Source organism: Nocardia sp. GTS18 (assembly GCF_013839555.1).
Taxonomy (GTDB): domain Bacteria; phylum Actinomycetota; class Actinomycetes; order Mycobacteriales; family Mycobacteriaceae; genus Nocardia; species Nocardia rosealba.
This window is the reverse complement of record NZ_JACBIU010000013.1, coordinates 69824-82843: the sequence shown is the minus strand read 5'-3', so window position 1 is coordinate 82843 and position 13020 is coordinate 69824. Positions and strand designations below refer to the sequence as shown.

Annotated in this window: 14 protein-coding genes; 2 read left to right on the top strand and 12 right to left on the bottom strand. The window is 67.8% G+C overall.

Annotated elements, in window-relative coordinates; all coding sequences use genetic code 11:
* Positions 1 to 28: 28 nt before the first annotated feature.
* From era to hrcA, 8 genes are all read right to left on the bottom strand, one after another.
* Entirely contained in the window at positions 29 to 934 is a 906-nt protein-coding gene (gene era, locus HYG95_RS13970; RefSeq protein WP_181698384.1) for a GTPase Era, read from the bottom strand.
* Entirely contained in the window at positions 927 to 1262 is a 336-nt protein-coding gene (locus HYG95_RS13965; protein ID WP_181698383.1) for a cytidine deaminase, read from the bottom strand. The genes era and HYG95_RS13965 overlap by 8 nt, the downstream gene beginning before the upstream one ends.
* The gene (locus HYG95_RS13960) at positions 1255 to 2604 is read right to left on the bottom strand and encodes a hemolysin family protein (RefSeq protein ID WP_220139429.1); all 1350 of its coding nucleotides are present in this window, start codon (positions 2602 to 2604) and stop codon (positions 1255 to 1257) included. Before HYG95_RS13960 ends, HYG95_RS13965 begins: the two co-directional genes overlap by 8 nt.
* Positions 2605 to 2609: 5 nt before the next feature.
* Positions 2610 to 3164 (bottom strand): rRNA maturation RNase YbeY, encoded by a 555-nt coding sequence (ybeY, locus tag HYG95_RS13955; RefSeq protein ID WP_067486705.1) that lies wholly within the window; start codon positions 3162 to 3164, stop codon positions 2610 to 2612.
* Positions 3165 to 3301: 137 nt separating this feature from the next.
* Positions 3302 to 4396: a PhoH family protein gene (locus HYG95_RS13950; protein WP_067487115.1), complete on the bottom strand. Its 1095-nt coding sequence runs from the start codon at positions 4394 to 4396 to the stop codon at positions 3302 to 3304.
* Between the two features lie 173 nt (positions 4397 to 4569).
* Positions 4570 to 5310: a 16S rRNA (uracil(1498)-N(3))-methyltransferase gene (locus HYG95_RS13945; RefSeq protein WP_181698381.1), complete on the bottom strand. Its 741-nt coding sequence runs from the start codon at positions 5308 to 5310 to the stop codon at positions 4570 to 4572.
* Between the two features lie 6 nt (positions 5311 to 5316).
* The gene (dnaJ, locus tag HYG95_RS13940) at positions 5317 to 6471 is read right to left on the bottom strand and encodes a molecular chaperone DnaJ (protein WP_067642316.1); all 1155 of its coding nucleotides are present in this window, start codon (positions 6469 to 6471) and stop codon (positions 5317 to 5319) included.
* 133 nt (positions 6472 to 6604) lie between these two features.
* Entirely contained in the window at positions 6605 to 7639 is a 1035-nt protein-coding gene (gene hrcA / locus HYG95_RS13935; protein WP_181698380.1) for a heat-inducible transcriptional repressor HrcA, read from the bottom strand.
* Positions 7640 to 7978: 339 nt separating this feature from the next.
* Here hrcA and HYG95_RS13930 point away from each other — a divergent pair, with 339 nt between their 5' ends.
* Together HYG95_RS13930 and HYG95_RS13925 are read left to right on the top strand one after the other, a co-directional pair.
* Positions 7979 to 8290 (top strand): hypothetical protein, encoded by a 312-nt coding sequence (locus tag HYG95_RS13930; protein ID WP_220139418.1) that lies wholly within the window; start codon positions 7979 to 7981, stop codon positions 8288 to 8290.
* On the top strand, positions 8287 to 9657 hold the full coding sequence (locus HYG95_RS13925; protein ID WP_181698378.1) for a hypothetical protein: 1371 nt from the start codon (positions 8287 to 8289) through the stop codon (positions 9655 to 9657). Before HYG95_RS13930 ends, HYG95_RS13925 begins: the two co-directional genes overlap by 4 nt.
* A gap of 57 nt (positions 9658 to 9714) precedes the next feature.
* Here HYG95_RS13925 and HYG95_RS13920 read toward each other — a convergent pair whose 3' ends face one another.
* The 4 genes from HYG95_RS13920 to HYG95_RS13905 all read right to left on the bottom strand — a co-directional run bounded on the left by HYG95_RS13920 (position 9715) and on the right by HYG95_RS13905 (position 12673).
* Positions 9715 to 9957, bottom strand: coding sequence for a hypothetical protein (locus tag HYG95_RS13920; RefSeq protein WP_067486687.1), 243 nt, complete (start codon positions 9955 to 9957; stop codon positions 9715 to 9717).
* A 189-nt stretch (positions 9958 to 10146) separates the two neighbouring features.
* Positions 10147 to 10680: a DinB family protein gene (locus HYG95_RS13915; RefSeq protein WP_181698377.1), complete on the bottom strand. Its 534-nt coding sequence runs from the start codon at positions 10678 to 10680 to the stop codon at positions 10147 to 10149.
* Positions 10681 to 10810: 130 nt separating this feature from the next.
* Positions 10811 to 12031 (bottom strand): radical SAM family heme chaperone HemW, encoded by a 1221-nt coding sequence (gene hemW / locus HYG95_RS13910; protein WP_370465791.1) that lies wholly within the window; start codon positions 12029 to 12031, stop codon positions 10811 to 10813.
* A 216-nt stretch (positions 12032 to 12247) separates the two neighbouring features.
* A complete protein-coding gene (locus tag HYG95_RS13905; RefSeq protein ID WP_181698376.1) occupies positions 12248 to 12673 on the bottom strand; it encodes an SgcJ/EcaC family oxidoreductase in 426 nt (141 codons plus the stop codon).
* Positions 12674 to 13020 lie beyond the last annotated feature (347 nt).

Sequence of the window (13020 nt, the reverse complement as noted above, 5' to 3'; positions counted from 1 at the left end):
ATACCCCGAACTGCCGACACGCAAACGGTCAAAAACCCAGCTTCCCCAGCTGTTTGGGGTCGCGCTGCCAGTCCTTGGCCACCTTCACGTGCAGATTCAGGTAGATGCGTGTACCGAGGATGTGCTCGATCTGCTTGCGGGCATTGGTACCCACTTCCTTGAGGCGAGAACCGTTCTTGCCGATGACGATCGCCTTCTGGCTCGGCCGTTCCACATACAGCAGGGCATGCACCTCGAGCATGTCCTCGTTGGCCTCGTAGGGCTCGATCTCCTCGATCACCACGGCCAGCGAATGCGGCAGCTCGTCGCGCACACCCTCGAGCGCGGCCTCGCGGATCAGCTCGGCCATGAGGGTTTCCTCGGGCTCGTCGGTGATCTCGCCGTCGGGGTAGAACGCCGGTCCCTCGGGCATCTTCGAGGCGATCACGTCGATGAGCACCTCGACCTGTTCGCCCTTCACCGCCGAGACCGGAACGACCTCGCTCTCGGGGCCGAGCAGCTTCGACAGCGCCATCAGCTGGTGGGCGATCTCGTCGCGACCCACCTTGTCGATCTTGGTGACCACCCCGATCACGGTGGTCTTGGGCGCCATCTGCTTGATCTGCTCGACGATCCAGCGGTCGCCGGGACCGATCTTCTCGTCGGCCGGGATGCACAGCGCGATCACGTCGACCTCGGAGTAGGTGTCGCGCACCAGATCGTTGAGACGCTGACCGAGCAGGGTGCGCGGGCGGTGCAGACCGGGGGTGTCGACCAGGATCAGCTGGGCGTGCTCGCGATGCACGATGCCGCGAATGGTGTGCCTGGTGGTCTGCGGACGCGAAGAGGTGATCGCGATCTTCGACCCGACCATGGCATTGGTCAGCGTCGACTTGCCGGTGTTGGGGCGGCCGACGAAACAGACGAAGCCGGAACGGAATTCGGTGTCAGCCACCGCGCACCTCGCTCAGCACAGCACCCGAACGGTCGGTGTGGATCACCGTCGCACCGGGCGACACCTCGTGCAGTGCCGCGATGCCCGCGTCCTCCCCGCCCGCGCCGACCACCACGGCCGCCTCGAAACCCTCGGCGCCACTGGAGATCGCGGCGGCCACCGCGGCCTGCAACGCGGTCAGGCGGAGTGCTGCGAGGTTCACCTCGCCCGCGGCGTAGGTGCGGCCGTCGGTGTCACGCACCGCCGCGCCACTAGCGCCACCGGTACGGCCGAGCGCGCCGCGCGCCAGTACCAGCAGTTTGTTGTCCTCTGCGTCGAGTTCACTCATCGGTCTCTCCATTGTCTGCGGGCACTGTCACCGGGTCGGTCTCGGCCTGCGCCTCGTCGGGCTTGCCCTTGCGGGTCTTGTCTGTCTTCTTCTCTTTGTCGGCCGCGCGGCGCACCAGCACGGTGTTCACCCGCATCCGCCCGCGCGCGTCGGCGCCGCCCTCGCCGCGCAGCACCAGGCCGTGCACGGTCACCTTGGAACCCGGCAGCGGGACGCGGCCCAGTTCGTGGGCGAGCATGCCACCGACGGTGTCCACGTCCTCGTCCTCGATGTCGAGGCCGTACAGCTCGCCGAGATCCTCCACCGACAAGCGGGCCGACACGCGGTAGCGGCCCTCACCGAGGTCCTCCACCGGTGGGGTCTCGTCGGTGTCGTACTCGTCGGCGATCTCACCGACGATCTCCTCGAGCACGTCCTCGATGGTGACCAGCCCGGCGATGCCGCCGTATTCGTCGACCAGCAGGGCCATGTGGTTGCGGCGGCGCTGCATCTCGTCGAGCAGCGCGTCGAGCGGTTTGGAATCAGGGATGAACACCGCCGGGCGCATCACCTCGCGCACCGCCACCTTGCGGGCGCGATCGGCATAGGGCACAAGGTCTTTCAGGTAGACCACACCGAGCACGTCGTCGACGTTCTCGCCGATCACCGGGATTCGCGAATGCCCGGATCGCACCGCGAGCGACATCGCCTGGGCGGCGGTCTTGTCGTTTTCGATCCACACCATCTCGGTGCGCGGCACCATCACCGCGCGGGCGGCGGTGTCGCCGAGTTCGAAGACCGACTGGATCATGCGACGTTCGTCGTCGGCGACCACGCCGCGCTCGCGGGCCATGTCGACCACCTCGCGCAGCTCGATCTCCGATGCGAACGGACCGTTGCGGAACCCCTTACCAGGAGTGATGGCGTTACCGAGCAGGATGAGCAGCCGGCTCACCGGGCTCAGCACCGCACCGATGATCTGCATCGGGACTGCCGCGGCCAGCGCGATCGAGTAGGCGTGCTGGCGTCCGAGGGTGCGGGGGCCGACCCCGATGACGACATACGAGACGACGACCATCGAGGCGGCGGCGACCAGCAGCGCCGTCGTCGGGCTCCACAGTTCCAGCATCGCGGCGGCCAAGAGCACGGTGGCACTGATCTCGCACAGAATGCGCAGCAGCACCATCAGATTCACGTAGCGGGGACGATCGTCGACGATCGTGCGCAAGCGCGCGGCGCCGGGCCGTTCCTCGCGGACCATGTCGTCGAGCCGGGCGCGCGAGACGGTATTGAGGGCCGAGTCGACTCCTGCGAACACACCACCCAGGCCGATCAGCCCGATGGCGAGCAGGATCTGCACCATCGAGGTCACGCGGGGCCCAGTGCGTCACCCGGTGCGGTGAACCCTGCCTTACCGAGCAGGCGGGCGTCACGTTCGGCCAGTTCGGCGCGCAGCTGTTCTTCGCGCAGGCTCTGGTACCACTCCTCGAGCAGCTGGGCCTGCAGCGCGAACATCTCCTTCTCCTCCTCCGGCTCGGCATGGTCGTAGCCGAGCAGGTGGAGCACGCCGTGCACGGTGAGCAGGGCCAGCTCGTGGTCGAGCGAATGACCGGCCTTCTGCGCCTGGCCCATGGCGAATTCCGGGCACAGCACGATGTCGCCGAGCATGGACGGGCCGGGCTCGGGGCTGTCGGGGCGACCGCCCGGCTCGAGTTCGTCCATCGGGAACGACATCACATCGGTGGGGCCGGGCAGGTCCATCCAGCGCACGTGCAGGTCGGCCATGGTGTCGAGATCCACGAGCACCATCGACAGTTCGGCGGCCGGATGCACGTCCATCCGTCCGATCACGAAACGGGCGACGCTGACCAGGTCTTCTTCGGGGATGTCCATACCCGATTCGTTGGCGATCTCGATGCTCACGTGTTCAGGGTACGGGCCGAACTACATCGCGCTGCATCCAGTACAACGCACTTCAGAAAATCGCATTGCATTGTAGTGAATCGGCATCGACCCAGCGTATGGCCGGTGACGCCGCCCGAGGCGTCACCGGACCACGATCAACGGCGGTCGGCCCGACCGGCGGCCCGGCGCTGCGCCCGGTTGCCCGGGTAGTGCGGGGCGGGAACCGCGCGGGTCTCGGATTCGAAGCGGTCGTAGGCGTCGACGATGTCGGAGACCAGCCGGTGACGCACCACATCGGAGCTGGTGAGTTCCGAGAAGTGGATGTCGTCGATATCGGTGAGGATCTCCGAGGCCGCCCGCAGACCCGAACGCTGCCCGTTGGGCAGGTCGACCTGCGAGATGTCGCCGGTGACCACCATCTTCGAGCCGAAGCCGAGACGGGTGAGGAACATCTTCATCTGCTCGGCCGTGGTGTTCTGCGCCTCGTCGAGAATGATGAACGAATCGTTGAGGCTGCGACCACGCATGTACGCCAGCGGCGCGACCTCGATGACACCGGAGGCCAGCAGCTTGGGGATGGCTTCCGGATCCATCATGTCGTGCAAGGCGTCGTAGAGCGGACGCAGATACGGGTCGATCTTGTCGTTGAGCGTGCCGGGCAGGAAGCCGAGACGCTCACCGGCCTCGACCGCGGGCCTGGTCAGGATGATGCGGGTGACCTGCTTGGTCTGCAGGGCCTGCACCGCCTTGGCCATCGCCAGATACGTCTTGCCGGTACCGGCCGGGCCGATGCCGAACACGATGGTGTTCACGTCGATCGCGTCGACGTAGCGCTTCTGGTTCAGCGTCTTGGGCCGGATGGTCTTGCCGCGCCGCGACAGGATGTCCAGGCTCAGCACCTCGGCGGGCGATTCGGACACGCCCGCGTCGGTGAGCATGGACACGGTGTGCCGGACCGCTTCGGGTGTGATCACCCGGTTGCGGCCGGTCAGCGCGACCAGCTGCTCGACGACGCGCTCGGCCAGGGCCACATCGGCGGCCTTGCCGGTGATGGTGACGGTGCTACCGCGCACGTGGATGTCAGCCGGAAGCAACTGCTCGAGCTGACGGAGGTTCTGGTCGGCCGAGCCGAGGAAGGGGAAAACGGATTCGGGGGCGAGTTCGATGCTGGAACGCACGGTTCGCGCCGCCGGGGATGCTCCGTTGCCGTCGGTGCCGACGCCTGGGACGGGGAGGGTGGGATCGCCGATCTCGCCTGTGTTCTTCAAAAGTGGCTATAGCCTGCTTCCGGTCTCGACCTGGTGTTCGATGAGACCCAGTTTACCGCCGCCCACCGACACCGCACAGCGGTTAAAAATCAGGACGTGGTAGAGGACCCGTCCCTACCCGGTCGGGGTACCCCCACGGCGCGATTTCGCGTGCCTCACCAGCGCTCGGTCAACGCTCCGAGGGCGCCGAGCGCGACCGCGGCGGCGGTGGATGTGCGCAGGACGGTCGGACCGAGCAGCACGATCTCGGCGCCCGCGTCGGCTAGAGCGGCCAGTTCGGCGTCGTCCAAGCCGCCTTCCGGGCCGACGATGAGAACCACTTCTCTGCTCTGCGCGAGCGGAAGCTCGGTGAACTTGCCGGTGCCCGACTCGTGCAGAGCGGCGACCACCGCGCCGTCGGCCTTCGCCGCGCGAACCAGTTCGAGCAGGTCACGGGTGCGGTGCAGGCCGGCGACCTCGGGAATGTAGGCGCGGCGCGACTGCCGTGCCGCGGATTTCGCCGCTGCCCGCCACTTCTCGATGCCCTTGGCGGCCTTGGCCTCCCAGTTGGCGACGCAGCGCGCGGCCTGCCAGGGCACGATCAGGTCGGCGCCCGCCTCGGTCATCAGCTCGACGGCCAGCTCGGAACGATCCGATTTCGGCAATGCCTGCACCACGGTGACCTGTGGGATGACCGGTTCGGCCAGCCTGCGGTTGCGCACCGTGAGCTCGAGGCGGTCCTTGGCCGCCGCGATCACCTCGGAATCGGCGAGCACACCGTGTCCGTCGGACAGGGTGATGAGCTCGCCCACCCGGGTCCGGCGCACCGTCGCGGCGTGCCTGCCCTCCGGGCCGTCGAGCACCGCGACAGCGCCCGGCTCGGGAATGTCGTCGAGGTAGAAGACCGTGGCGGCCATCGGGCCTCAGCGACCGCTGAACGAGGCGCGCAGCCGGGCGAACAGGCCGCTGTTGTGCTCGGACTGCGACGACATCACCTCGGCGCGATCCTTGTCACGCATGCCCTTGAACTTGCGCAGCAGTTCGGTCTGCTTGCCGTCGAGCTTGGTCGGCACCACGATGTCGAGGTGGGCCAGCAGGTCGCCGCGCGCGCCCGAACGCAACCGGGGCATGCCGTGTCCGCGCAGGTGGATGACCTCACCCGGCTGGGTGCCCGGGCCGATAGTGAGTTCGGTCGGCCCGTCGAGGATGGTGTCGACGACCACGGTGGTGCCGAGGATCGCGTCGACCATCGGGACCCGAACGGTGCAGTGCAGGTCGTCGCCGTCGCGGACGAACGTGTCGTGCGGCTGCTCGACGACCTCGACGTACAGGTCGCCCGCATGGCCACCGCCGGGGCCGACCTCACCCTGGGCGGCCAAGCGCACCCGCATGCCGTTGGCGACACCGGCCGGGATCGGCGCGGCGATCTCGCGGCGCGCACGCACGCGGCCGTCGCCACCACACTTGGTGCAGGGGTCGGGGATGACCTCGCCCGCGCCGCGACAGGTCGGGCAGGGACGCGAGGTGAGCACCTGGCCGAGGAACGAGCGCTGTACCGACTGCACTTCGCCCGCGCCGCCACAGGTTTCGCAGCGCACCGGCTTGGAGTTGCCGTTGGTGCCCGCGCCGTGGCAGAGGTCGCAGAGGATGGCGGTATCGACGGTGAGGTGCTTGGTGACGCCCACCGCGCACTCGGCCAGGCTCAACCTGGTGCGGATCAGCGAGTCGGCGCCGGGCTGCACGCGGCCGCGCGGCTTGCGCGCACCGCCGCCCTGGCCGCTCATCCCGCCGAAGAACGCCTCGAACACATCACCGAGACCGCCGAACCCGGCACCGCTGAATCCCGCACCGCCGCCGCCGTTTTCGAGCGGGTCACCGCCGAGGTCGACGATCCGGCGCTTCTCCGGGTCGGTCAGCACCTCGTAGGCGGTGGACACTTCCTTGAACTTGGCCTGCGCGGCCTCGTCCGGGTTCACGTCGGGGTGCAGTTCGCGGGCGAGTTTGCGGTACGCGCGCTTGAGCTCCTGGTCGGTGGCATTCTTGCCGACGCCGAGCAGTCCGTAGTAATCCCGTGCCACTTGAGTTCTCTAGTCCTTGGTCGCTGTGGTCCAGCCGAACGCCGGGCGCATCCTTTAGTCTGTTCGACTCAACTTTACCCCGGTCGAAGTACCGACCATAACAGTGCCCGCGCGGTCGCCGCCGACCCGGCGGTCACCTTTCGGCCAGGACCTCGCCGATATAGCGGGCAACGGTCGCTACCGACGCCATGGTGCCGGGATAGTCCATCCGGGTCGGGCCGAGCACGCCCATACCGCCCAGCACCGCGCCCGCCGCGCCGTATCCCGTGGACACCACGGAGGTGCCGCGCATCTGCTCGACCTGGGTCTCCTCGCCGATCTGCACGGTCACCTGACCCGGCTGCTGGGCGGCCGCCAGCAGCTTCAGCACGATGACCTGTTCCTCGAGCGCCTCGAGCACGGTGCGCAGCGAGCCGGGGAAACCGAAGTCGGCGACATTGCGAGTGAGGTTGGCGGTGCCGCCGAGCACCAAACGCTCCTCCGGGTGCTCGACCAGGGTTTCCACCAGCACGGTCGACACCCGGATCAGCACATCGCGGATCTTGGCCGGCGCGCGTTCGGGCAGTCCGGCCACCGACGCGCTGGCCACCGAGAGCAGTTTGCCGTCCATCGCGCCGCCGAGCAGGCCGCGCACGGCGGCGAGGTCGTCCTCGGAGATCACCGCGCCGAGGTCGACGATGCGCTGATCGACGCGACCGGTGTCGGTGATGACGACCAGTAACAGGCGGGCGGGATTGAGCGCGACGACCTCGATGTGGCGCACGGTCGACGCCGACACCGTCGGGTACTGCACGACGGCGACCTGGCGGGTGAGCTGAGCCAGCAGTCGCACTCCTCGGCGCAACACGTCGTCGAGATCGACGCCGGATTCGAGGAATTCCATGATCGCGCGGCGTTCGGCGCCCGAGAGCGGCTTCACCTCGGCGATCCGGTCGACGAATTCGCGGTAGCCCTTGTCGGTCGGCACGCGCCCGGAACTCGTGTGCGGCTGGGTGATGTAGCCCTCCGCCTCCAGGACCGCCATGTCGTTACGGACGGTGGCGCTGGACACTCCGAGATTGTGCCGTTCGACCAGCGACTTCGAGCCGATCGGTTCCTTGGTGGCGACGTAGTCCGCGACAATCGCTCGCAGGACCTCGAATCGCCGATCTTCGGTGCTCGAAGCCATCGACCCCACCTCCTCGCTCGTGCCGGGTACGTCGTCGGCCCGCGTTGTTTGTAGTGCTGGGGCACAGACTCGCACGCGGGCGCTCGGGGCGTCTTGCAGTCCAGTCTAAATTGTCTCGTTCTCCGGGGAGTTCTCCACAGGGCGGAGTTATCCACAGGGTGAGGATCGGGGCTTGTCGCGGTATTGCGCCCAGCGTACGTTCGGTCGTGAATCAGGCGCTTTACCAGCGCTTTTCCGGGGTGGGAGGGGTTTGCGATGCGATTCGGTGACGAGTGGTGCCTGGGTGACTCTGCGGTCGTGGTGTGTCCGGCGGAATTCGCCGGGATAGATCGGGCGTGTGTGACGTTTCTCGAGGTAGTCGAGAGGGTGTCGCTGCTTGCCGGGCAGATCCGTTCGCAGACGCACTGGGGTCTCGGGGAAGGTGACGGGCGGCTGATCTCCGGGCCCGCGCTGGTCGGCCGGTTCCGGGCGACGGCGGAAGCGGTGGGTGCCGCGATGGGGGCGCATCGCCGGATCGTCGGTGACCTCCGCGAGGTGCATCGGATCGCGCGGGACCGGCTGGTGGCGGTCGACGAAGAGTGGGCCATGCGTCTGACCGACGCGGAAGCCGCGCTGGGGACGCGCGATCTGTTCGCGGTCGGTGCCCGATGATGCCGGGCGGTGGTGAGAACGTCCACCACTGGCGGCATCGAGAGATCACCGAGGTGTTCTCATCCCTCGATGCCACCGATGCTGTCGCACAAGCGGACACGTTCCAGCAGGTGGCGCGGTGCTGGGAAGAGGGGCTGGATGCCTTCGATCACGCGATCAGCGTGGGGCTGCCGGCGGCCTGGTCGGGTGTCGGTGCGGAGGTCGCGATGTCTTCCATCCGGCGATATCTCGATCAGGCACGGGAACTCGTCGCCGCGGTCCATGCCATCTCCGTTCTGGTGCAGGCGGCGGCCGACGCGGTAGTCGCGACCAAGTACGCGATTCCCGAAATCGTCGAGGAGTCCGCTGCGCCGGTGTGGTCCACCGATTCGGGTGGCATGCGGGAGGCCGGCATCCGGGAAGAAGAGGCGAGAGCTGCCATGCGTGATCGCTACATCCGGCCTTTCGGCGAGATCTTCAGCCGAATTCCTTTGATACCGCGGCCAATTCCTCTCGACGCGACTACTGGGAACGGCGGCCCTCTCGGCAACGACCTGCCCACGCCCTTGCCGGCCCACGTAGTCCCGGGCCCCGAGCATTACCGACCCATCGGGACCGACCCTGCCATTGACGCGAATGTGCAGAGAGCATGCGACGAATCATCCGGGCCCGCAGCGTCTTCGGGCCACGATGTGGATCGGTCTGCCGATATCGGCGCGGTGCCCAGTTCCCTCGCCGACCTGCCGGGTACTGACACAAGGCGATTAGACGCGAACCTCGACGGCGCGAGCGGAGCTGCGACGGGTATCCGCATCGGAGCCGGTGGCGAAGGAACAGCAGGCGCACTGGACGTCGGCGCGGCGAAGGTCGATGTGATGCGTGTCGGTGAATCCCCAGGGCCGAATGCCTGCGGTGGCCCGAACTCGAGCAGCGGGCAACGCGGGGCAGGTCAGGCGAACACAGAGGCTGATAGCCCCGGTGCGGCGGCACGCAATACATTCGCAGACCGCATCGCGCTCGCAAATATGGCGTTGACCGCAAACGACGCTCTGGCTGGCAACGCAGTCGCCGCAAACAACGCCCCAACAGGCAACGTACTAGCGGCGGATAGAGCCCCGGCAGGAAACGCGCCGACGGCGGGCGATGCGGGAGTCGAGACGAAGGCGTCCGGCGCGGGGCAGGTGGCCGCGCGGTGGTTCCACTACGTTGCGCCGGCGCCGGGTGTGCCTGACACAGAGCAGGAGGAGCACGCCCGTGGGGTGCCGGAGTACTTGATCACCTCGGCCAATACCGAGGTGTTGCTCGGTCGACCGGCGCCGACCATTACCGATGGGGTGATCGGTGGGGTGCGGGGTGACGGGCACGGGTCCACGGTGCGGAGGTATTGATGTCCGCGGGTGGAGGAGTCGGGTCACGGTCGCCCGGGGTGGGCGACCGTGAGCCGATCAGATGCGGCGGGCGGCGCCGACGCGGGCGGGTGAGTGGGCGGCGCCCACTTCTTTGCCCGCGAGGGCATCCAGGCCGAGCATGGCCAACAGTGACACGCAATCTTCGGCATCGTTGGAATGCGAAGCGACCGTCCGTGCGGCGACCGCGCACTGACGAGCGTTCTCCGCCTTCTCAGCAGAGCGCGCTTCAGCGAACTCGCTCTGCTCGTGGACGAGGGTGATGTGCCGTTCGGTGGACATATAGCTCCCTAGGTTTCGACCCGAAGCCTACGCCCCCAATCGTTATCTTCGGCCCCGAACCCACCGAAGAATCGGTTCGGATACCCCGGTGGCCGACCCCCGCCGAAGGGTGTGCATCAGGCCACATCATCCCGATGACCGGGCGATAACCGAAGGCGGGGTGAGCGCGACCATGCCACGAAAAAGACGTCACGAAACGGCATCGCGTACCGCGCGTTGCAACCGCAGCTGTCCGATCTCGGCCACGTTTTTCATCAGTTCGGCATCGACCCAGCCGACCAGATGCGCGACGGTCAGGCCGGCGTCGGCAGGCCATGGATAACGGGAGGGGAGGTCGAAGTCGGCGTCGTCGAGTTCGCTCAGCGTGTCGAGCCACTCCTGCCGTAGGCGGCGGAGCCACTCGATGGTGCTGTCGCCGGGTCCCGGCCAGGCAATATCCGTTCGCTCACGTGGTGCTCGCTGCCGCAGATGATCGATGGCCACGCTCCACCACCACCCGATGTGCCAGGTGAGCCAGCCGATCGTCGGTACCGGAATCGGATCGGGTTCGGTATCCGCCCAGTCCGCGACCCACCCGCCTGCGGGATCTTCGCGCATCGTCCAGCACAGGGCGCTCGGCTCCCACAGGAAGTCCTCCTCGTGCAACCGCTCGAGGTGGTACTCGAACAACGACCAGACGAGATCGAACTGCCAGCGCAGCAGCTCACTTCGTGATGTGGACACGAGCCGGATCGTGCCACGACCCCCGCGAACGAGCGAACGAATTCCAGGGCCGGCACGGGGCAGTCCGACGAGACCACGCAGCGCAAGGTGCTACGACGAGTAGCTGTTGGTGAAAGAGTGTCGGTGGCGCTCAGCCGAGGAGATCGCGGACGATGCCGTCGGCCAGCAGCCGCCCACGATCGGTGAGGACGAGGTGGTCGTCGACGACGTGGGCCAAGCCGTCGGCGAGAACACGGTCGAGGGCGGGCCGGGCGGAGGGGGCCAGGTCGGCGAGGGGAAGGCCGGTGCGCAGGCGAACGGTGAGCATGAGGTGTTCGGTGTAGCGCTCGTCGTCGGTGAGGGCTTCCCAGCCCGCGGCGGGCAGACCGCCGAGGGCGACGCGGTCGGCGTAGCGGGCGGGGTGCTTCACGTTCCACCAGCGCACACCACCAACGTGACTGTGTGCGCCGGGGCCGGCACCGAGCCAGTCACCGCCGGCCCAATAGCCGAGGTTGTGTCGGCAGCGCGCGGAATCGTTTGCGGCCCAATTGGATACCTCGTACCAGCCGAGCCCGGCCTCGGCCAGGCGGGCGTCGATGCGCTCGTAGCGGGCGGCGAGCACATCGTCGTCGGGTGCGGGCAGTTCACCACGGCGGACCTTGCGCGCCAGCGCGGTTCCGTCTTCCACGATCAGGGAGTAGGCGGACACATGATCCACACCGGCGGCCAGCACCGCGTCCAGGCTCGCGTCCAGATCGGCGTCGGTCTCACCGGGCGTGCCGTAGATGAGGTCGAGGTTCACATGCTCGAATCCGGCGGCGCGCGCTTCCTTCGCCGCGGCCACCGCCCGGCCCGGCGTGTGGGTGCGGTCGAGCACCTTCAGAACGTGCGCTGCGGCCGACTGCATGCCGAGCGAAATCCGGGTGTACCCCGCCGCGCGGAGGCGGTCGAAGAACTCCGGCGAGGTCGATTCCGGGTTGGATTCGGTCGTCACTTCGGCATCGGTGGCGAGGGTGAAGTTCGCGCGCACCGCGTCGAGCACCGAGGCGAGCCCGTCACCGCCGAGCAGCGACGGTGTTCCGCCGCCGACGAAGATCGTCGAAACCTGTGGGGTGGCGCTCGGCAGCGCGTCGAACTCGGTCGCCGCCGTGGCGAGCTCGCCACGCAACGCCTCGAGCCACGATTGCGGCGACGCCGAGGTGCCGAGCTCCCCCGCCGTGTAGGTGTTGAAGTCGCAGTACCCGCAGCGTGTGGCACAAAAGGGGACGTGGACATACACCCCGAACGCACCGCCCCCGAAATCGCGCAGCACCGGGCGCTCGGCGTCGGCCGGTGTCGCCCCGGGAACCACGGGAGTTGCGCTGGTAGTCACCCCTACAGTCTGCCGGGCCTCGGCGAACTGCCGCGTCCGGCCCCGGAACCGGTCGTTGCGCCCGCGCTTCGCCACGCGGGACCCAGCCGGACTCGGCACCGCGCGGGTCGCTCGACCGACCGGGCGAGCGACCCGTGGCCCAGCTATGCGCCTGTCACCGGAAAGTCCGAACCTTGCCCGGACGCCGGCGACGGGCAGTGCACGATGGTGGGGCGGTCAGTCCACCACGGGGGTGTTCTGATTGGCCGTGAGCACCCAGGCGCCGTCCTCCTTGGTCATCACGTACATGGGCGTGCCCTGCCCCGACAGCTCGCCGTCCAGCGTGAAGTAGCTCTGCCGGATCTTCACCGCGGCTACGTCGGGCCGCAGGAACAGCACGTGCTCGATCTCGTAGGTCGCCTTGCCATGGGTGGTCGCGCCGGGCAGCACCTCGGCGGTGAACTCGGCGATGGCGGGGCGGCCGAACAGCCGCTTGCCGTGGCCCGTGGTCCAGATCGCGTCCTCGCGGAAGACCGAGGTGAACTCGTCGATCAGTTCGTTGTCCTGCGCGTGCGCGATGGTCTCGACGACGGCGCGGATGGCCGCGAGTTCGGTGTCGAGATCGGCCGGGGTCCGGCCCGCTACGGTGACGTCGTTGCTCATGCGATCACTGTGGGCCCTCAACGGCGGTTGAGGTCAACCGATGTGACACCTGACACACGCGTGCCGCCGACGAATCGCCGATAACTTCGCGGGCCGGAAATATGACCCCTGTCACAGAACGGTACGGTCGTCCAGGGGATTTCCCTCAAAAGTGCGGGAAATATCTCCTTGCGGTCGGAACGACCCCCCTGACATGGCACAATAGGCGCATGCACGCAACTGGAGTACGACTGGTGGCCCGTCGCCACGTCGACTTCCAGCGTGTCTGCAGCGCCTGTTGTCGGCCCGGTTTCCACCGGTAGCGCAGCGGCGTCCGCCCGGGAATCTCCCGGTGCCTTCGACTTTCA